At 70.1% G+C, this 19481-nt stretch carries 21 protein-coding genes; 11 read left to right on the top strand and 10 right to left on the bottom strand.

Translation table 11 applies throughout. The features are described 5' to 3' along the window. Window positions 1–59: 59 nt before the first annotated feature. Both ABD073_RS02540 and ABD073_RS02535 read right to left on the bottom strand, forming a co-directional pair. The gene (locus ABD073_RS02540; RefSeq protein WP_343872186.1) at window positions 60–1229 is read right to left on the bottom strand and encodes an SH3 domain-containing protein; all 1170 of its coding nucleotides are present in this window, start codon (window positions 1227–1229) and stop codon (window positions 60–62) included. 118 nt (window positions 1230–1347) lie between these two features. After that, window positions 1348–1911, bottom strand: a complete 564-nt coding sequence (locus tag ABD073_RS02535; protein ID WP_343872184.1) for a TetR/AcrR family transcriptional regulator — start codon at window positions 1909–1911, stop codon at window positions 1348–1350. A gap of 227 nt (window positions 1912–2138) precedes the next feature. Between ABD073_RS02535 and ABD073_RS02530 the strand changes: the two genes are divergently transcribed. Together ABD073_RS02530 and ABD073_RS02525 are read left to right on the top strand one after the other, a co-directional pair. Beyond that, window positions 2139–2507, top strand: a complete 369-nt coding sequence (locus tag ABD073_RS02530; RefSeq protein WP_343872183.1) for a hypothetical protein — start codon at window positions 2139–2141, stop codon at window positions 2505–2507. Window positions 2508–2529: 22 nt separating this feature from the next. Then, window positions 2530–3420, top strand: a complete 891-nt coding sequence (locus tag ABD073_RS02525) for a DsbA family protein (protein WP_343872182.1) — start codon at window positions 2530–2532, stop codon at window positions 3418–3420. Window positions 3421–3449: 29 nt separating this feature from the next. On the opposite strand, the gene ABD073_RS02520 is transcribed toward ABD073_RS02525, so the two are convergent. Together ABD073_RS02520 and ABD073_RS02515 are read right to left on the bottom strand one after the other, a co-directional pair. Next, window positions 3450–4091 carry a bifunctional 4-hydroxy-2-oxoglutarate aldolase/2-dehydro-3-deoxy-phosphogluconate aldolase gene (locus ABD073_RS02520; protein WP_343872181.1) on the bottom strand — a complete coding sequence of 214 codons (642 nt, stop codon included), beginning with the start codon at window positions 4089–4091 and terminating at the stop codon, window positions 3450–3452. Beyond that, window positions 4088–4897, bottom strand: coding sequence for a cytochrome c biogenesis CcdA family protein (locus tag ABD073_RS02515; RefSeq protein WP_343872179.1), 810 nt, complete (start codon window positions 4895–4897; stop codon window positions 4088–4090). Before ABD073_RS02515 ends, ABD073_RS02520 begins: the two co-directional genes overlap by 4 nt. A gap of 84 nt (window positions 4898–4981) precedes the next feature. Between ABD073_RS02515 and ABD073_RS02510 the strand changes: the two genes are divergently transcribed. Further along, window positions 4982–7558 carry a DEAD/DEAH box helicase gene (locus tag ABD073_RS02510; RefSeq protein ID WP_343872178.1) on the top strand — a complete coding sequence of 859 codons (2577 nt, stop codon included), beginning with the start codon at window positions 4982–4984 and terminating at the stop codon, window positions 7556–7558. 115 nt (window positions 7559–7673) lie between these two features. Here the strand turns inward: ABD073_RS02510 and ABD073_RS02505 are convergent, their stop codons facing one another. Next, complete coding sequence (locus ABD073_RS02505; protein WP_343872177.1) at window positions 7674–8414, bottom strand: SGNH/GDSL hydrolase family protein; 741 nt, start codon at window positions 8412–8414, stop codon at window positions 7674–7676. 224 nt (window positions 8415–8638) lie between these two features. On the opposite strand from ABD073_RS02505, the gene ABD073_RS02500 reads away from it, so the two are divergent. Then, window positions 8639–9112, top strand: coding sequence for a YbhB/YbcL family Raf kinase inhibitor-like protein (locus tag ABD073_RS02500; protein ID WP_343872176.1), 474 nt, complete (start codon window positions 8639–8641; stop codon window positions 9110–9112). Window positions 9113–9178: 66 nt separating this feature from the next. Here the strand turns inward: ABD073_RS02500 and ABD073_RS02495 are convergent, their stop codons facing one another. Further along, window positions 9179–10645 carry an amino acid permease gene (locus tag ABD073_RS02495; RefSeq protein WP_343872175.1) on the bottom strand — a complete coding sequence of 489 codons (1467 nt, stop codon included), beginning with the start codon at window positions 10643–10645 and terminating at the stop codon, window positions 9179–9181. Window positions 10646–10796: 151 nt separating this feature from the next. On the opposite strand from ABD073_RS02495, the gene ABD073_RS02490 reads away from it, so the two are divergent. After that, on the top strand, window positions 10797–11276 hold the full coding sequence (locus tag ABD073_RS02490) for an acyl-CoA thioesterase (protein WP_343872174.1): 480 nt from the start codon (window positions 10797–10799) through the stop codon (window positions 11274–11276). A gap of 69 nt (window positions 11277–11345) precedes the next feature. On the opposite strand, the gene ABD073_RS02485 is transcribed toward ABD073_RS02490, so the two are convergent. Continuing rightward, window positions 11346–12185, bottom strand: coding sequence for a siderophore-interacting protein (locus tag ABD073_RS02485; protein WP_343872173.1), 840 nt, complete (start codon window positions 12183–12185; stop codon window positions 11346–11348). 119 nt (window positions 12186–12304) lie between these two features. On the opposite strand from ABD073_RS02485, the gene ABD073_RS02480 reads away from it, so the two are divergent. Further along, a complete protein-coding gene (locus ABD073_RS02480; protein WP_343872172.1) occupies window positions 12305–12439 on the top strand; it encodes a hypothetical protein in 135 nt (44 codons plus the stop codon). Between the two features lie 81 nt (window positions 12440–12520). Here ABD073_RS02480 and ABD073_RS02475 read toward each other — a convergent pair whose 3' ends face one another. Both ABD073_RS02475 and ABD073_RS02470 read right to left on the bottom strand, forming a co-directional pair. Beyond that, a complete protein-coding gene (locus tag ABD073_RS02475; protein ID WP_343872171.1) occupies window positions 12521–13102 on the bottom strand; it encodes a hypothetical protein in 582 nt (193 codons plus the stop codon). Between the two features lie 66 nt (window positions 13103–13168). Beyond that, window positions 13169–14182, bottom strand: a complete 1014-nt coding sequence (locus ABD073_RS02470) for a lactonase family protein (protein WP_343872170.1) — start codon at window positions 14180–14182, stop codon at window positions 13169–13171. Window positions 14183–14290: 108 nt separating this feature from the next. Between ABD073_RS02470 and ABD073_RS02465 the strand changes: the two genes are divergently transcribed. The 5 genes from ABD073_RS02465 (at window position 14291) to ABD073_RS02445 (ending at window position 18302) form a co-directional block, all read left to right on the top strand. Beyond that, complete coding sequence (locus ABD073_RS02465) at window positions 14291–15223, top strand: aldo/keto reductase (protein ID WP_343872169.1); 933 nt, start codon at window positions 14291–14293, stop codon at window positions 15221–15223. A 64-nt stretch (window positions 15224–15287) separates the two neighbouring features. Next, on the top strand, window positions 15288–16127 hold the full coding sequence (locus ABD073_RS02460) for a uracil-DNA glycosylase (RefSeq protein ID WP_343872168.1): 840 nt from the start codon (window positions 15288–15290) through the stop codon (window positions 16125–16127). Window positions 16128–16445: 318 nt separating this feature from the next. Beyond that, the gene (locus ABD073_RS02455) at window positions 16446–17675 is read left to right on the top strand and encodes a tyrosine-type recombinase/integrase (RefSeq protein WP_343872167.1); all 1230 of its coding nucleotides are present in this window, start codon (window positions 16446–16448) and stop codon (window positions 17673–17675) included. Between the two features lie 47 nt (window positions 17676–17722). Continuing rightward, complete coding sequence (locus ABD073_RS02450) at window positions 17723–18013, top strand: BrnT family toxin (RefSeq protein ID WP_343872166.1); 291 nt, start codon at window positions 17723–17725, stop codon at window positions 18011–18013. Beyond that, entirely contained in the window at window positions 18003–18302 is a 300-nt protein-coding gene (locus tag ABD073_RS02445) for a hypothetical protein (RefSeq protein ID WP_343872164.1), read from the top strand. Before ABD073_RS02450 ends, ABD073_RS02445 begins: the two co-directional genes overlap by 11 nt. Window positions 18303–18394: 92 nt before the next feature. Here the strand turns inward: ABD073_RS02445 and ABD073_RS02440 are convergent, their stop codons facing one another. Then, window positions 18395–18811, bottom strand: coding sequence for a transposase (locus ABD073_RS02440; protein ID WP_343872163.1), 417 nt, complete (start codon window positions 18809–18811; stop codon window positions 18395–18397). Between the last annotated feature and the right edge of the window lie 670 nt (window positions 18812–19481).

The raw sequence follows: 19481 nt of genomic DNA, 5'->3' as shown, positions 1-19481 counted from the left end.
GGGGAGCCCCCGAAGGGACTCCCCGTCATCCACCGTCCTGCAGCGGACCAGTGGTTCGGTCAGCGGACCGAGATGTGCACGTGGTCGTAGTGGTTCGCGGTGGCCGAGCCACGGTCGCTCATCGAGCGCCAGCCCTCACCCGCGCGCTGCGTGGTCCAGATCTGCTGGGCGTAGATCACCTCGGTGATGCCCAGCCGGGAGGCGTTGGCGCGGGCCCAGTTGGCCACGGCCTGTCCCTGGCTCCCGGAGACCATCACGTCGAGCGCATGGCCCGTGCCGTGGTTGTCCGCGCTGGCACGCAGGCCGCCGAAGCTCTTGATCGACGGGAAGCTGGCACACACGGCACGGTGCACGGCGACGGCATTCGAGACCAGGCCGCGCTCCACCGCGTAGGAGGAGCAGCTGCCACCGCCGGTGGCCGAGCCGGAGCTGGCCACCGTGCGCTTCTGGCTGGTGCGCGCCGAGCTCTTCACCGTGGAGCGCGTGCTGCTGGTGGACCTGCTGGTGGACCGCTCGGAGTCCGGGGTGCTCTCGCTGCTGGCCTTGCGGACCACCGGGCGCTCGCTGGTCAGGTAGGCGGAACGGATCCATCCCGCGCGGCCGTCGAGCTTGATCTGGCGCCAGCCGTCGCGGCGCACCGAGGTGGCCTTCACGCTCTCACCGGGGGCCAGCGAGGTGGCCTTGTCGGCGGAGGTGCTGGGGGCGGTGCGGACGTTCACGCCCGTGGTGGTGTAGAGCGTGGCGGTCACCTCGCCCAGGGCGGGGACGGCCTGGCGCTGGGTGGCCGCGGCCTTCACGCGGGTGGGCTTCGGCGCGGCGGTGGCCTTGCGGGCCGGCTTGGGAGCGGCGGTGGCGGCCGGGGCGCTGCTGGCGACCACGGGCTTCACGCCGACGGCCTGGGCGGCGAGTCGGGCACCCGCGTCGCCCAGCGCGGGACGCTGCTGGCTGCGGCTGACGGCCTCGGAACTGCGGCTGGGCAGCGCCTGGCTGGCGGCGCTGGTGGGAGCCTGCGGCTCGCCCACCTGTGCGTCGACCTGCTCGGGCAGCAGCATGGCGCCGCCCACGGCCAGGGCCAGACCGGTCACGATCGCCAGCGGGGCCACCAGGCGGCGGCGACCGCTGGCAGGGGCTGCCTCCAGGCTCTCCGGACCGGCGTTCTCCAGGTCATCCGTGGACGCGACGGCCTCCAGGCGGGGCTGGTCGTCGTTGGCGTGGGTGGGAACTGGCACGATGCGGATTTCCTTGTCAATCGGGTGAGATGAAGGCGCACGAGAGCGCCTGACACCGATTGTAAAGAAAGTCTGAGAAAATCCCGAATCGTCCTCAGCAAGATTCCTGCGGCGAGGATCAGCTGGCGGCGCGCATCCCAGCCCAGTAGTCGATCGCGCGACGTGCCGCCGCCGCATCACCGGTGGTCACCAGCGACTGGGTCAGCCCCTCCAGCACCGTCACGGTGGCCTCGGCGGCCTCCTGCGGACGGTTCACCCCGGCCTCCTCGAGCCGCTTGGCCATGGCCCGCACCCGTTCGGTGCGCCACTGGGCCGGGACCTCGGCCTGGTCGCCGGTGCGCAGCAGGTGGTCGGCCATCTCGAAGACCGCCTGGTGCTGCGGGCGCCGCTCCATCAGGTCGGCCAGGTGGGCGGACAGCACCTGCCCCACCACCTCGGACTCGCTGCCGGGCTGCAGCGCGTGCTTCGACTCACGCTCCAGCTCCTCGGTGACGAGCTGCAGGTAGGCCTGCGTCATCAGCGCCTGGTGCGACTCGAAGGCGTAGTGGAAACTGGCCAGCGGCATGCCTGCCTCGGCAGCGATCGCCCGCGTGGTGGCCGCCGCCACACCGTTGCGCGCCACCACGGACAAGGCAGCCGCAATCAGCTTCTGGCGTCGTTCCGCCAGCGTCATCCTGGTCATTCCCCCGAACCTCCAAGTGAGTCTCCCCACGGTGTGCTGCGCACGCCCGTCGGGCCAGTGTTTCCTCGTCGCCTCCCGCAGACCTGGTGCCCAGGTCCCCCGATCGGGTGACATCGTGGTGGGCCAAGTGTGACACCGTGGCGCGTTCTCCCGCGACCTGTATGGGGTGATACCTAGGGTGTAAAGCGCCTCGACGAGGCATCACGAGACCCGGGGAGGACAGTGCGATGACAGCCGGCCGACGAGCACAGCTCCTGCTCGCAGCTGTCCTGCTCACCGGCCCGGTGGTGGGCGTCGACGCGCTGGCGGCGCCCGCACCGACGCCCGGGGGCGGAACCATCCCGAGCTCCCCCGCCGCAGCGCCCGGCACCGGCGACACGCCCCGGCCGGCCGGGGCGGGGGCCAGCACCAGCGCCCCCGAGCGGCCCTCCCCCGGGCCGGTGGCCACACCCGATCCCCGCGACCCGCAGGACCTGCCCCGCTGGCTGGTGGCCGCCCTCGGGGCGCTGGGCTTCATCGGGCTGCTGGTGGGCTTCGGCTGCGCGTCTGAGCTGCTGCGGGACCACGACGAGCACTACGACCGCTTCATCGGCTGAGCGCGCCGGTAGGCTGCCGGGCATGGACGCCCACCAGAGCCCGGACCAGCCCCCGATGGCCGCGGACCCCGACGCCCAACCCACCGGCAGCACCGCCGCAGGCCACGGCTCGGGCGGAGGCCCCGGGAGTGGCTGGCTGCATGGCGAGTCCGCTCCAGCCCCGGCTGCGCGACGGCCGCAGCGCCTGCCCTGGGTGCTGGTGGCCATGCTCACCGTGCTCAGCCTGGGCCTGATGGGGCTGCTCGCGCAGCAGTCGAACGAGCTGTCCCGGCTGCGCGGCCAGCGGGCCGGCCAGCCCGCCAGCGGCAGCGCCACCCCCGCGGCCTCCGCCCAGGCCTCCCAGAACCCGGAGGCCGTCGCGGTGATGAAGAAGCTGCCGCGCCGCCTGGCCGACGACCCCACCGCCGAAGGACCCGCGAACGCCCCCGTGGTGATGATCGTGTGGAGCGACTTCCGCTGCCCCTTCTGCTCGGTCTGGGCCCGCGAGACCTACCCGAAGCTGAAGCCCTACGTGGCCTCCGGCAGCCTGCGCATCGAGCACCGCGACCTGGTGCTCTTCGGCGACCAGTCGATGGAGACCGCCGAGGCCGCCCGCGCGGCCGGCAAGCAGGGCAGGTTCTGGCAGTTCAGCGACGCCGTCCACGCCGCGGCCCCGACCAGCGGTCACCCGGAGATCACCGAGAAGGACCTGGAGGGCTTTGCGCGCAAGGCCGGGGTCACCGATCTGGCCCGCTGGCGGGCCGACCGCAAGGCCTCCGCCACCCGGGCCGCTGTCCAGAAGGACGTCGACGAGGCACGCCAGCTGGGCCTGAGCGGCACGCCCTTCTTCATCATCAACACCACCCCGCTGTCCGGCGCCCAGCCGCTGGAGGTCTTCACCCAGACGCTGGAGGCCAACGGCGCCCACGCCTGATGCGTCGTGGCCGGAGGGCTGCTGCAGGGTCAGTCCTCGACGGCGGTACGGAAGGTCTGGCAGCGCTCGCGCAGGCTGCCCAGCGAGCCGCCGCTGACCGCATCGCCCAGCAGGGCGTCGTCCAGCCAGACGGCCGCGGCGCCGGCCTCGGCCCAGCGTCGAGCGGAATAGGCGCCCAGGCCGCCGCGGGCCACCAGGGTGGCCCCTCCGACCAGCTGGACCAGCGCCTCCGGATAGCTGGAGCCGAGGACCTCGGCGGGCACCACCATCACGGCCGCCACGCCCAGCCGCCAGGCCTGCTGCACCTCGGTGGGGGTGAGAGCGCTGACCAGCAGCGGCACCCCGGCCTCATGGGCCCGCTGCACCAACGAGGCATCCGGAAGGGTGATCGCCACGAACTGCGCCCCGGCCGCCAGCGCCTGGTCCAGGTCCTGGTGGTCGTGCACGTCGTGGACGCCGAAGACGCCGCGAGGGCCGAAGACCTGGCGCAGCGAGGTCACCTGCTCCGCCTGGGCAACGGGGAAGCTGAAGCCCCCGATCCCCTCCTGCACCATCACCTCGACGGCCGCCACCAGCGAGCCGACGGGGCGGTCCGGCAGGCAGGCCACCAGGCGGGAGTCGAGCAGGTGCTGCGGCAGCGAGGGCCGGCGGGCGTCGTCCATGGCAGTCATCTTGCCCCACCACGCTCGTCCAGCCACAGCCAGGCCAGGCCGCCGGCGAGCAGCACCACCAGCAGGAGCATCGGGAGGTCTCCGATCCTCAGGCCCACCCGGGTCAGCCAGCCCTCGAGGTGGTACTGCCGGGTGGCGTCCAGCAGGGCGCCCGCCTGGCCACCGGTGAGCAGCAGGAACAGCCCCAGCGCCATGAAGACCACACCGGTGACGGCCTGGGAGAGCGTGGTGCTGATCGGGCCCACCTGCACCGGCCGTGGGCGCAGCCAGCCACGTCGCGAGGCGCCCAACCGGTCCCAGACCAGGCAGAGCAGCAGCAGCGGGAGCACCATGCCCAGCGCATAGCTGGCCATCATCAGCGCCGCCAGCAGCGGACTTGCTCCGAGGGCCGCCAGGGTGAGCACCGATCCCAGGACGGGCCCGGTGCAACCGCTCGCCAGGCCGTAGCTGGCACCCAGCACCAGGATCGCCAGCGGCGTGGCCGGATCCCCGGGGGCGCGCAGGCCGGGCAGCCGCAGGCCGAGACCGCAGAAGCTGAGCGCTCCCAGCACCATCAGCAGCACGGCGCCGATGCGCAGCAGGGTGGCCACGTCCACCGGGAGCGCCCGACCCAGGCTGCCGGCGGCCAGGCCGAGCGGCACCAGCGTGGCCAGCAGCCCCAGGAAGAACAGGCAGATCCGCCCCACGAGGGTCCCGGTGCGGGCGAAGGCGAAGGCGAAGAAGCTGGGCAGCAGCATCGCCGCGCACGGGCTGAAGAGCGCCGCCAGCCCACCCAGGAATGCCACCGCGAACGAGGTCTGGCCCATGCGGCACAGGCTAGCCGGTGCCGGCCCTGCCCCTCTCGGCCCGCAACATGGGCGATTCGGTGCGCCGTGGGACGATGGAGGCAAATGCGCCTCATCGACCAGCTCCCCGCCCTGGGCACGGACCCGGGCCCCGACGCCCTCTACGAAGCCTTCACCGCGTGGACCACCAGCACCGGGATCAGCCTCTACCCCCATCAGGAGGAGGCTGTCCTGGAGATCCTGAGCGGCAACAATGCGATCGTCATGACGCCCACCGGGTCGGGCAAGAGCCTGATCGCCATCGCGGCCCACTTCGCCGCCATCGCCACCGGCGGGGTGAGCTTCTACACCGCGCCGATCAAGGCGCTGGTGAGCGAGAAGTTCTTTGCCCTGTGCGAGGTCTTCGGCGCCACCAATGTGGGCATGGTCACCGGCGACGCCTCGGTGAACGCCGACGCCCCCATCATCTGCTGCACCGCGGAGATCCTGGCCAACATCGCGCTGCGCGAGGGCGCCGAGGCCGATGTCACGCAGGTGGTGATGGACGAGTACCACTTCGTCGCCGACCCCGATCGCGGCTGGGCCTGGCAGGTGGGCGTCACGGAACTGCCGCAGGCGCAGCAGATCCTGATGAGCGCCACCCTGGGCGATGTCACCGAGCTGAAGCAGGACCTCACCCGTCGCAGCGGCCGTGAGACGGCGGTGATCGCCGACGCCGTGCGCCCGGTCCCACTGGTCTACCGCTGGGCCCTGACCCCGATCCACGAGACCGTGGAGCAGATCGTCGCCGACGACGAGGCGCCGGTCTACATCGTCCACTCCACCCAGGCCGCGGCCCTGGAGCGGGCGCAGGCCCTGCTCAGCGTGAAGCTGGTGGGCACCGAGGAGCGGCACCGGATCGTCGAGGCGATGGGCCACTTCCGCTTCGCCGGCGGTTTCGGCAAGACCCTGGAGAAGCTGGTCAAGGCCGGCATCGGCGTGCACCATGCCGGCATGCTGCCCCGCTACCGGCGCCTGGTGGAGACCCTGGCCCAGCAGGGTCTACTCAAGGTGATCTGCGGCACCGACACCCTCGGCGTCGGCATCAACGTGCCGATCCGCACCGTGCTGTTCACCGCGCTGACCAAGTTCGACGGCCGCCGGATGCGCACCCTGCGCAGCCGCGAGTTCCACCAGATCGCGGGTCGCGCCGGCCGCGCGGGCTTCGACACCGTGGGCCACGTCGTCGCCCAGGCCCCGGAGCACGTCGTCGAGAACACCAAGGCGCTGGCCAAGGCCGGCGACGACCCGAAGAAGCAGCGCAAGGTGCAGCGCAAGAAGCCGCCTGAGGGCTTCGTGAACTACACCGAGGAGGGCTTCGCCAAGCTGATCGACTCGGTGCCGGAGACGCTGCACGCCCGGATGAGGATCACCAATGCCATGCTGCTCAACCTCGTCGAGCGCGACGAGGACACGGCCCGGGCTGTCGTCCACCTGGTGGAGGAGTCGGTGAAGGACGAGCGCACCCAGAAGCAGCTGAAGCGTCGCGCCGTGGCCCTGGGCCGCTCGCTGCTGCAGGCCGGCGTGGTGACCCGGCTGGATCCGCCGGAGCCCTCGGGCCGCCGCTACGAGCTGGCCGAGAGCCTGCAGGACAACTTCGCGCTGAACCAGCCGCTGAGCGCCTTCGCCATGGCGGCCTTCGAGCTGCTGGACCCGGACTCGCCGGACTACGTGCTGGACCTGGTGAGCATCATCGAGGCCACCCTCGAGGACCCGATGTTCGTGCTGGTGCAGCAGCAGTTCAAGGCACGCGGCGAGGCCGTCGCGGAGATGAAGGCCGACGGCTACGACTACGAGGAGCGGATGGAGGCGCTGGAGGACGTCGAGTGGCCCCAGCCGCTGGCCGAGCTGCTGGAGCACGCCTATGAGGCCTACCGGCCCAGCCACCCGTGGATCACCGAGAACCAGCTCAGCCCCAAGTCCATCGTGCGCGACATGTACGAGCGGGCGATGACCTTCGGCGAGTACGTGGCCCACTACAAGATCCAGCGCAGCGAGGGCCTTCTGCTGCGCTACCTGTCCGACGCCTACCGGGCGCTGCGGCAGAGCGTGCCCGAACGCTTCGTCACCGAGGAGCTGACCGACCTGGTGGAGTGGCTGGGCGAGGTCATCCGCCTCACGGACTCCTCCCTGCTCGACGAGTGGGAGGCGCTCACCGACCCCGACGCGGACCCGGAGGACCGGCTGAAGGCCCTCACCCACCCCGCGGAGAAGCGGCATCCGGTCACCGGCAATGCCCGCGCCTTCAAGGTGCTGGTGCGCAATGCGATGTGGCGCCATGTGGAGCTGATGGCCTACGACAAGGTCGACGAGCTGGCCGAGCTGGACGCCAAGGACCCGGACGCCGTGATGGATGCCGATGCCTGGGATGCCGCGCTGGGGGCCTACTGGGATGCCCACGACGACATGGGCCTCGACGCCGACGCCCGCGGACCGAAGATGCTGCGCATCGAGGAGTTCGGATCCCATGGACGCGCCCGAGAGGGCGGGCCGGACCAGCCCCGGACCTGGCGCGTGGCGCAGATCATCGACGATCCCGAGCACGACCACGACTGGCAGCTGCAGGCCTCGATCGACCTGGAGGCCTGCGACGAGGCCGGCGAGCTGGTGCTGCACGTGCTCGGCTTCAGCCGGATCGACTGAGCGCGCACCCGAGAAGACTGCGGCGCCCCGGACCCTGACAGGTTCCGGGGCGTCGCGCAGTGCAGGAAATTGCGCCCGATGATCTTGACGGGCTGCGTGTTGATCTTGGTCCGGCTCAGCGCACCTTGTTGTAGACCAGGTTGGCGTAGAGCCGGTGGCCGGCAGCGCTGGGGTGGGTGCCGTCGGCCGTCACCAGGGCGGTGGTGTTGACGCCGCGGGCATGGAAGGCGGGGGCCGGGTTCACGCACTTCATCCGGTAGGCCGCGCACTCGGCCATGATGATGCTGTTCACCTGGTTGGTCAGGTTCACCGAGCCCTTGCGGTAGGCGGCACTCTGGCGCGAGAGCGCGGCGCCGTCCATGTAGATGTTGTTGTAGCCGGTGACCACGACGCGGGTGGTGTTGCCGCCGCGGGCCCGCGAGACGGAGCCCAGGATGGTGTGCAGGTTCGCGCGCATGCTGCGCATCCCGGGCTGGTAGGAGCGCGTCGAGACCGCCGCGGTGGACGGATTCGGGTAGCGCATCGAGATGTCGTTGGCGCCCACGGTGACGATCACGGTGCGGGTGTCCCGGATGTTGCGCAGCACCGATCCGTCGGAGCGCATGTTGTAGAGCACGTCGCCGGTCATCCAGCCCGGGAAGGACCGGTTGAGCGTGGGCTGGCCGGTGCGGGAACCGTAGAGCTCCGGGTACGCCCGGCGCTCGTTGCCGCCGCTGCCCTTGGGATAGGAGTCTCCGATGGCGGTCACCTTGCGGACCGAGCCGACCGGTCCGCCCTCGGCGGGGAGTGCGGTGAGGGTGACGGCACCGCTCACCGCCAGCACGGTGGCGGCTGCGAGGAGTCTGCGAGTAGTCATGCAGTCACGGTGGCACGCACCCGGCGTCCGGATGAAACGGGGCGGACGTCCAATCCTGTGGAGACGCTGGCCATAGCCCTCGGCGCGTCGCGGACTTCCACGCACGACAAGCGGATGATCCGTCCTCAGCCAGCTGAGAGAATCCTGAGATCTGCCATCCCTCGACGCCCGCCCACCGCGCTCACTAGGCTCGGGGCAGACCACCAACCATCAGGGAGGACGTCATGGAGATCACCAGCAAGGCCATCAAGCAGGGCGAGGAGATCGCGCTGAGGTATGCCGAGCAGGGCGCGGGCGGCGAGAACGTCAGCCCGGACCTGTCGTGGAGCGACGTGCCGGAGGGCACGGCCAGCTTCGCGATCACCTGCTTCGACCCCGATGCTCCCACCGGGTCGGGCTGGTGGCACTGGGTGGCCGTCGACATCCCCGCCGACGTGACCAGCCTGGCCGAGGGCGGCCCGCTGCCCGAAGGGGTGCGCGAGTGGGTCACCGACTACGGCTACGAAGGCTACGGCGGCCCCTGCCCGCCGGCCGGCCCGGCGCACCACTACATCTTCACGGTGCACGCGCTGCCCGAGGCGAAGCTGCCGGTGCCCGACGAGGCCACCAGCGCCCAGGTGCGGTTCACCATCCTGGCCAATGAGCTGGCCAGCGCCAGCGTGACCGGGCTCTTCGCGCTGCCGGAGGACGCCTCCTGAGCGGAGTTCCTGCACCCGACGACGAGGGGCCGCGCGGACAGATCCGCGCGGCCCCCTCGTCGTGCTTCAGGAGCGCGACAGGTCCGCGGTCTCCAGCGTGACGCCCGGGGCGCGGGTGACCAGCTTGTGCCCGGCCCACAGCGCCAGGAAGATCGGCAGACCGATGTAGGAGGCCATCAGCCCCTTCACGTCGACCTGGCCCATGAAGGCCTGGTAGTTCTGGCCTGCCACCACGATGGCGCACATGGCCAGCGCCACCAGCGGGCCGAGCGGGAACCAGCGGGCCCGGAAGGGCAGGTCGGCCAGGTCCCGCCCCTGCGCCAGGTAGGCCTTGCGGAAGCGGTAGTGGCACCAGGCCACGCCCATCCAGGTGATGAAACCGGCCAGCCCCGAGCAGTTCACCAGCCAGACATAGGCGTCGCCGTCGCCCAGCAGGCTGGTCAGGAAGCACGCGCCGCCGATGGCGGTGGTGGCCAGCAGGGCGTTGAGCGGCACGCCGCGACGGGTGGTGCGGGCGAAGACGGCCGGCGCCTTGCCGCCCTGCGCCAGGCCGTAGAGCATGCGGGTGGAGGCGTACATGCCGGAATTGCCGGCCGAGAGGATCGAGGTGAGGATCACGGCATTCATCACCGTGGCCGCGCCGAGGATGCCCGCCTTGTCGAAGATCAGGGTGAAGGGGCTGATCGCCACGTTGTCGACGTCGGCGCCGAGCAGGCGCTCGTCGGTGTAGGCGATCAGCGTGCCGACCACGGCGATCGCGCCCACGTAGAAGAGCAGGATCCGGTAGAAGACGGCCTTGATGGCCCGCGGGATCGTCTTTTCCGGATCATCGGCCTCACCCGAGGCGACGGCGATCAGTTCGGTGCCCTGGAAGGAGAAGCCGGCTACCATGAAGATGCTGAGCATGCCGGACAGGCCGTTCACGAAGGGGGCCTCGCCGGTGGTCCAGTTGGAGGTGCCGGGCGAGGCGCCGCCCAGGATGCCGACGATCATGGCCAGCCCGATCACCAGGAAGACGATCACCGTGATGACCTTGATCGAGGCGAACCAGAACTCGCTCTCGCCGAAGGCCTTGACCGTGGCGGCGTTGAGGGCGAAGAGCAGGGCCAGGAAGAGCGCCGACCAGACCCAGGCCGGCACGTCGGGCAGCCAGTACTTCATGACGATGGCGGCCGCCACCAGCTCCGCGGCCACCGTGATGGCCCAGTTGAACCAGTAGTTCCAGCCCGTGGCGAAGCCGAAGGAGGGGCTGACGAAACGGGTGCCGTAGGCCTCGAAGGAGCCCGCCACCGGCAGCCAGGTGGACATCTCGCCCAGCGACTGCATCAGCAGGAAGACCATGAAGCCGATGGCACCGTAGGCCAACAGGGCACCACCGGGGCCCGCGGTGTGGATGGAGTCGCCGGAGGCGACGAACAGGCCGGTGCCGATCGCGCCGCCGATGGCGATCATGTTCAGGTGCCGGGCCCGCAGGCCGCGGCGCAGCTGGTGCTCCTGGCCGGTCTCCGGGGTGGCGGTGGTGGGGTGGCTCATCGTGGTCCTTCCTGCGGCCGGGCAGAGGCCCGCGCCCGAGGACGCTATCGTTTCACCCCATCGCGGCCCAGCTGTCCACGGACTGCCGTACCTGGCGAGCGGCCCCTGGCCGGATCGCGGGTCGCAGGCGTCGGGACTAGGATCGGGCGACGTGCCGCAGACCATGAACTTCCACTCCCGCAAGTGGGTCAAGCCCGAGGACCTCAACGCCAACCAGACGCTGTTCGGCGGCAGCCTGCTGCGCTGGATCGACGAGGAGGCCGCGATCTACGCGATCATCCAGCTGGGCAACGAGCGCACCGTCACCAAGTACATGAGCGAGATCAACTTCGTCTCCTCGGCCCGGCAGGGCGACATCATCGAGATGGGCCTGAGGGTGACCAACTGGGGCCGCACCTCGCTGACCCTGCAGGCGGTGGTGCGCAATGTCTTCACCGGGGAGAAGATCATCACCATCGACAAGATCGTCATGGTGGCGCTCGACGAGCAGGGCAACCCGAAGCCGCACGGCTACCGCGAGGTGACCTTCAAGCGTGACCGGGTGCCGCACCGGCTGGTGCGGCGGCGTGCCTCCGACGCCGAGCTGGGCGCCACGCAGGACGGCGCCGATCCCTTCACCGAGGACCTCTGAGCCTGCCCCATCGCCCCCGGCTGCCGTTCCGTCCTGCGGCGGCCGGTCCGATGGGCTGGAGCACTGGCGTCAGCGGTCCTGCTCGGCCTCCATGCTGGCGACGAAGTCTCGCTTGGTGGCCTGCCAGGCGTCCTCGTCCTGTCCGGTGCGCCAGTAGCCGCTGATGGAGACGTTCTCACGCGGCACGCGGTGCTCCACGAAGAGCCAGGCGCGCAGCTGCTTGATCATGTCGGCATTGCCGTGGATGAAGGCGTGCACCTCCCCGGCGGGCAGGCCGGCCTCCCGCACGGCTCGGGACAGGGCGACGCCATGCGCCTCGCCGATTTCGTCGCGGTGCACCCAGGTGACGTCGATGCCCGGCAGCAGGCGCAGCGGGAGGTGGGTGCTCTCGTCGGCCACCTCGACGAAGACACTGGCCCGCACGCCGTGCGGCAGTGCGTCCAGGGCTGCGGCGATGGCGGGGGCGGCGGCCTCGTCGCCGGCCAGCAGCAGGTGGCCCGTGCTCGGCGGGGCCCATCCGCCACCGGGTCCGCGGAAGGCCATCACGTCACCGGGCCTCGCCCGTAGCGCCCAAGGACCGGCGAGCCCGTCGTCGCCGTGGATGACGAAGTCGATGCTCATCCGGCCTGCCCGGGGGTCATGGGAGCGGATGGTGTAGGTGCGGGTGACCGGCCACTGCTCGCGCGGGAGGGTGAGGCGGACCTGTTCGGGATCGAAGGGCCAGGCGTAGTCGGCGCCGCGGGGCGGAAAGATGATCTTGATGTAGCTGTCCGTCGTCTCCAGCGCACCGATCGTGGCCACGTCCTCGCCCTCCAGGTGGACGCGGACCATGTCCCGGCTGAGTCGCTCGCTGCCGATGACGACGGCGGTGCGAACCGGACGGTGGGGGCGGCCAGCGGGTGAGGTCATGGATTTAGGCTAACCGATTGTTCGCTAAATCGGTTGCCTCGCCGACGGCTGAATCTCTGGCGCCGCAGGGTGTGGGTTGCCTAGCGTTGGGCACCAACACCCCGAACCAAGGAGGAAGCATGTCGGAGAACCAGCAGGCCGAGACCACCGACGTCGAGGAGCTCAACGAGGACGGCGCGGGTGCCGGTGCCACCCCCGATGCTCCCTCCAGCTTCGAGCCCGAGGAGCCGGAGCACCCGGCCGACGAGAAGTGAACTGAAGCAAGGGCCCCGACCTGATAGTCGGGGCCCTCTGCGTGTCCGTGCGCATCTGCGCGTCCGTGCGCAGCAACTGCCTCAACGGCGACGGAAGACGGCCAGCGCCAGACCGAGCCCGATGAGCAGCGAGACCCCCACCAGCGGCAGCCCGACGGGGCCCCTGATCCCGGCTGGGGCGGGCGCCGCTGCCACCGTCGGGGAAGGCGTCGACCCGGAGCCCAGCAGCTGCTCCACCTCCGCCAGCACGGTCACGTCGCCACCCGACGCCCTGGCGTCTGCCCGGGTGGTGCCTCCGCAGAGCGACGCCTTCCAGTCGCCCTCGCTCCCCGTGGCGAAGAGCACGATGTCGTCGCCGGGGCTGATTCCTTCCAGCCCGCACGAGGCCCCCTGAGCAGAGGAGGTCACCTGCGTGGCAACCGGTGACGATCCCTGGTACAGCCGCTCCAGCTCCAGCCGGTAGGTGCGTGTCGCACCCGAGTCAACTGCCGCAGGCTCGGTCACCTCGACCACCCGGGCTCGGGCCACCAGATCCGCCCGCTCCACCTTCTGCCGGGTCGAGAACTCGGGACAACTGCAGGCACAGGCCGGCGGCGAGCCTCCGGCCAGCACGCCGCCACCCAGCACCAGGCAGGCCACCAGGATGCGCAGGATTCTCCTCATGGACCCAGTGGGCCACGGCGGGCGAGCATCCAAGGCGCTGGCGCGAGATCGCAACCAGATCGTGACTCAGTCCTCGAGCAGGCGCACCCAGTTGGCACCCTGGCCGTTGGGCTGGCGGTCGGCCAGGCGCAGGCTGCCGTCGTCCTCCAGGACGAACAGGCTGATGTGCTCGGAGCGCTCCCCCACCGAGAGCAGGCGGCGTTCATCGGTGGCCAGCTTGAAGGCGCGCGGCTGGGCCTCCACCTCGGTGATCGAGACCTGCTCACCCAGGCTGCCGCCCTCACCGAGCGGCAGGACGCTGATGGTGGACTCGGTGCGCTCGCTGGCCAGCACGAAGCCCTGGGCCAGGTGCACGTCGGCACCCCAGATCAGGTGCTCGGCCATCGGGTCGGCGCCGATCCGGCTGTGCTCGAGGCCGCGGTCGGTGGCGTGGGCGGTGACCGCCTCCTGACGGGTCAGCACGCCGGTCTGCGGGTCGCGGCTGAAGCGAATCACCTCGCCGCCGAACTCGGTGACGCAGTACAGGTTGCGGCCCTCAGCATCGGCGACGACGTGGCGCGGACCCGAGCCCTGGGGTGCGTCGACGGTGGGCACCTCGAGCGGCTCGAGGACGCCGGTCTCGCTGATCCGGTAGCAGGCGATCAGGTCGTCGCCCAGGCTGACGAAGTAGGCGAAGCCCTCCAGCTCGATCACGCAGTGCAGGTTGTTGAACTCGATGCGGCTGGTGGGCTCACCGAGGCGCCCGTGGACGATGGGCCAGATCTGGCCGAAGCCGCCGCCGTAGGAGGCACCCAGCAGCCAGCGCTGGTCCGTGCTGACGGTGAGGTAGGTCATGGATTCGTCGGTGCTGGTGTGCGCGACGCTGGTCCACACGCCGGTCTCGGCGTCGAGCTCCAGGGTGGGGATGCCCACCGGCTCCTTGGTCCCCGCCCAGGCACGCCGCCCGGTGGCGTCCAGCGCCATGGCGGAGACGCCGTCCCCAACCTGGCTGGTCGCCAGCGGCGTCAGCTGCTCGCCGTCGAGGGTGAAGGTGTGGATCGTGCCGTCCGAGGCGCAGGCGCTGCTCACCAGGATGCTCATGCCTCGATCCTATGCAGGCACCGAAGGGATCAACAGGGCCCTGGGGTCGCGATGCTGGACGAGTGGCAGAGTGGGGACCAGATCGAGCCCAACCCGGGAGGAATCACCATGACCGTTGACCTTGGACAGGGACTGCCGCTCGTGCTGGGTGGCAACACCTTCGGCTGGACCAGCGACGAGGACACCTCCTTCGCCGTGCTCGACGCCTTCTCCGCGGCAGGCGCCCGCCACGTGGACACCGCCGACGTCTACTCCGCCTGGGCCGAGGGCAACCATGGCGGCGAGTCCGAGCTGGTGCTGGGCCGCTGGATGGCCGCGCGCGGCAACCGCGACCAGGTGCTGGTGGCCACCAAGGTGGGCAAGCACCCCGACTTCCCAGGCCTGGGCCGCGAGAGCGTGGAGCGGGCGTTGGCCGCCTCGCTGGAGCGGCTGCGCACCGACCACGTGGACCTCTACTACGCGCATGCCGACGACGAGTCGCTGGAGATCGCGCAGATCGCCCGGACCTTCGACGGCCTGGTGCGCCAGGGGACGATCCGCTGGATCGGGATGTCGAACGTGAGCCCCGAGCGGGCCCGGGCGTGGGTGGAGGTGGCCCGCGCCGAGGGTCTGGCGGCGCCCGTGGCGATCCAGCCCCAGTACTCACTGGCCGCCCGTCAGGACTTCGAGGCAGGTGACGGACCGCTGGCCCGCGAGCTGGGCCTACACGTCTTCAGCTACTTCTCGCTCGCCTCCGGCCTGCTCTCGGGCAAGTACCGGTCCCGGGAGGACCTGGCCGGAGCCGCCCGCGAGGGCTTTCTGGAGCAGTTCGCGACGCCGGACGGCTTCGCGCTGGTCGAGGCACTGACCGGGGTGGCCGGGCGCCTGGACGTGGAGCCCGCCTCGGTGGCGCTGGCCTGGCTGCGCGCCAAGGGTGTGGCGGCGCCGATCGCCTCGGCCAGCCGGCCGGAGCAGGTGCCGGCGCTGGTGACGGGTGCACAGCTGGAGCTGTCCGCCCAGGACGTGGCGGAGCTGGACGACGCCTCGCAGCCCTTCGCATGATCCAAGATCATCAGATCCTGACCAGGATGTTCCGGTGGAATACCAAGATCATGAAGGTGTGGCTGTGAGTCAGCGCGAGGCTTCACCGGCACTCCCCCATCCCGGCATCGGGGAGCTCTTCCTCTCGCCGGTGCCACCGGGCTCGAGCTGGCCCGGAGAGCCGTCGCGCCCACGAACGCCTCGGGCGCATCAGGCCGACGAGGTGCTGCGACTGGCCGACAGCGCCCGCAGCCTGGAGCAGCTCGACGCGCGGGTGGCCGTCTGCCGGGCCTGCCCGCGGCTGGTGGACTGGCGCGAACAGGTGGCCAGGGCCAAGCGCGCCTCCTATGCCGGGGAGCCCTACTGGGGCCGACCGGTGCCGGGCTGGGGCGACCCGGAGCCGCACTCGCTGATTGTCGGGCTGGCACCTGCCGCGAACGGGGCCAACCGCACCGGGCGGATCTTCACCGGCGACCGCTCGGGCGACTGGCTCTATGCGGCGCTGCACCGGGTCGGCCTGGCGAACCAGCCGACCAGCGTGCACGCGGCCGACGGCCTGCAGCTCACCGGCGTCCGGATCACCGCGCCGGTGCACTGCGCCCCGCCGGACAATGCGCCGACCACGCCGGAGAAGGCGACCTGTGCGCCGTGGCTGGACCGCGAGATCCAGCTCGTCGAGCCGGGACTGCGCTCGATGCTTGCGCTCGGCGGGATCGGCTGGCAGCAGACGCTGGGTGCGGTGCGACGCCTGGGCTGGAGCGTCCCCCGCCCCGCACCGCGCTTCGGTCATGGCGCCGAGGCGGTGCTGGTGACGCCCTCGGGCCGCGAGGTGCGGCTACTGGGCTGCTATCACGTGAGCCAGCAGAACACCTTCACCGGCCGGCTCACCGAAGAGATGCTCGACGAGGTGCTCACCCGTCTGTGAGACCGACGAGCGAAAAGGCCCAGCTCAGCGTCGACGCCAAGGACCAGGTCGCGCGCGCGGCGCCGGACTTCCGTGGTGCCCCGGAAACGACGATCGCCCCGACTCCGAGGAGTCGGGGCGATCGATGCTGTGCGCGAGAGAGGATTTGAACCGTGGGGCTGGCTCCGATCCGGCACCGGGAGAACGCACTGCCAGTCGCGTTTGACTGGGGGAACACCACCCATCGAGGGGCTGCGTTCCCCTTGCCGAGGTGAGCACGACGAGGCCGTTTTGGGCTTGCTTGTTGCACGCATATTGCACGCGACGGGGAGGTTCGAGATGGGCAAGCCGAGGGGGAACGCACATGAGGACACGGGGAAACGCGACCGGCGCGGGTTCGGGCGGCTGCGGAAGTTGAAGTCGGGTCGAGTGCAGGCCGGCTACATCGGGCCGGACTGCAAGCTCTACATGGCGCCGGCCACGTTCGCGTCGAAGATCGACGCCGAGGGTTGGTTGGCGCAGGAGCGGCGACTGATCGACCTCGGGGTGTGGCAGCCGCCGGACACCCGCGAACCAGACCCCTCCATCACGGTGCCGACGCCACGGGAGAAGCCAAAGCAACCCTGCCCCACACTGCGGGAGTACTCGCAGACCTGGCTGGCGGACCGGAGCGCCACTCCCCAGGGCGACGCCGGGTCGTTGCGGCCGTCGTCGCAAAAGGACTACCAGATGCTCTTGCGCAACCACATCCTGCCGGCACTGGGCGACATGCGGCTGGACGAGATCGACCTGGACGACGTGGTGGCGTGGCACCGGGCCATGGCGAAGAAGAAGATCGCCCGCACCCGGTCGAAGTCGTACAGCCTGCTGCGCGGCATCATGAATGCCGCGATCGTGGACCGCACGCTGCCGACAGTGACGACGAACCCGTGCCGCATCAAGGGCGCCGGCACCACCAGCCGGGAGAAGCACATCACCTCGGCCACGCTGGACGAGCTGGCCCGCATCGTCGTCGAGATGCCCGACAAGTGGCGCGCTGCGGTCCTGCTCGGCGCCTGGTGCGCCATGCGCTACGGCGAGGTCTTCGAGCTGCGTCGCAAGGACGTTGACCTCGATGCAGGCATCGTGCGCGTGGAGCGCGGCGTCGCCTGGGTGGCCGGCGAGGTGGTGATCGGCCCGCCCAAGACGAAGGCTGGCAAGCGTCGCGTGGCGATCCCGCCGCACATCATTCCCGACCTGCGACGCCACCTGACGACCTACGTTTCGTCGGGGCAGAACGCCCTGCTCTTCCCATCCGATGACGGACGCAACATTCGGCCGTCGACCTTCTTGCGCGCTTGGCATCGCGCCTGCGCCAAGGCTGGACGAGAGGATCTGAAGTTCCACCACCTGCGCCACACCGGCGCGGTACTGGCAGCCCAGTCGGGGGCGACGCTCTCGGAGTTGATGGGGCGCCTCGGCCATGCGACGCCAGCCATGGCGATGATCTACCAGCACGCTGCTGCGGACCGGGACCGCGAGATCGCCAAGCACTTGTCCGAGATGGCACGGAAGGCGAGTGCCTCGTGACCAACGAACATCTTCCCTCCGTAATACACATGCCATACAGTTGGGGTGTGCAGGACGAACTGGACTGGCGCCACCGCCGCGACTACATCGCCAAGCACGACATGACGCCCGAATGGGCCGACGAGGCTTTCGCCGACCCGAATCGCCTGGTGCTCGCCCCCGACCCGGCGTCGGACTCAGGGCGGACGATACGAGTCATCGGCTGGTCGGCGTCGCTGCAGATGTTGGTGACGGTGATCGCACTGCCGGACGACGGAGTGATCTGGGGAGTGAACGCGTGGCGGTCGAACAGTACCGACCAGCGCAGGTATCGAGAGGAGGCCACTGATGAGGATTGACGAGCTGATCGCCGCCGAGGCCCAGGCCAGCGAGCAGAACAAGGACGCCGAACTGAAGCCTGGCACCAAGGTCACCCGCGGACACGGCAGGTCCAAGACTCTGCAGGTGCGCCTCAACGACGACGAGTTCGCCGCCTTGGCGCGCGTCGCCGAGGAGCGCGGAGTTCCGGCGTCCACGCTGGCCCGCGACCTGCTGCTGCGAGAGCTGAGCGACCACGACACAGACCCGCGGTCACTGCTGGCCAGGATCCGTTCCGACCTGGACGAGCTGGCTGCGCGCGTGGCGTGAACTGCCACCGAGCCACCAGACCCCCCATGCCTACGCCCGAGAATCCCTGTCGACCGACTCGTGGCCGACCCCAACACCACATGGTCACCTAGCTAGCGACGAAGAACACCACGACTCCGACGGCAAAGAGAAGACCGTAGAACGGGGCGATGGACCATGAGCACCACACGCGTCGCCCGGGGAATGAAATACTTGGCTGCCTTGCGCAGGATGTCCCGTTCGGTCTCGATACGGGCCTTGTCCGCCCGCAACCGCGCGTTGTCGGCCTCCAGCCGGGCAATCCGTGCTGCGGTCGACTCCCCATCCGGTGCTGCGGGTGACGGGGGCGTCGCACCGGGTGTCCTGACACCGCTGCCCAAGACCTTGACCCAGTCCGCGAGGGTCCCGCGGGACACTCCCAGATCCGTGGCGATCTGCTTCAACGTCGCATCCGGAGAGCTCTCGTACAAGTCAACGGCCTGCTGGCGAAACTCTGCCGAGTAGTTCTTCCTGGCCATGATGATGATCATCTCGCTTCCTCCAGCCCATGCTGGATTCCACGTGTCCACAACCCGGGGGTCAGGGTCCCCTTGAAGGACCCCTTGAAGCATGCCAGTCAGCGCCGAAGGGAACTCGGGCGACTCACCGAATGGTTGGACAGACACTATCTGGAAGGTTGGCAGGCAGCCGTAGGGCAGGCGTACGACGTTGAGCGAGCAGCTCGATACATGACTTCACACCTGATCGACGCGGGTCATCATCCCGAATTCTTGCGGAAACACTTGGAGGACATAGGACCGGCGACCGCCACCGAGCTAATTGAAGATCTTCGGTCTCTGGCGGCTGCGCCACCCCAAGAATTCCGCGGATGGGTCCTACTCACGGACGTCCCCGAGCTGCCGCTCATGCGTAGCCGAAACACCCGGATGAGCCCGCGGGAAGTGGCCCAAGCGATGCGGTCCATCGACCAACCAGCCCCCCGCGGGCAGTCGGGTGCCTTGCGTTTTCAACTTCACGCGCGAGATCGATTCGCTGCCGCATCACTTGTGCGAGATGAGCTGGAGCGCCTGGTCAATCGAACCAAGTTCCTTCGGACCACCAAGCGGCTGCGATATGAGAGCACCTGGTGGTTAGTTGAGTCCCCGATAGTGGTGTAGCCGTGGTGGCGGCTCTGGACGACAGGGCGGTCACCGCGTGATC

The organism is Luteococcus peritonei, assembly GCF_039526385.1.
Taxonomy (GTDB): domain Bacteria; phylum Actinomycetota; class Actinomycetes; order Propionibacteriales; family Propionibacteriaceae; genus Luteococcus; species Luteococcus peritonei.
Note: the sequence above shows the minus strand (reverse complement) of the source record. Positions and strands in the feature narration are given on the sequence as shown.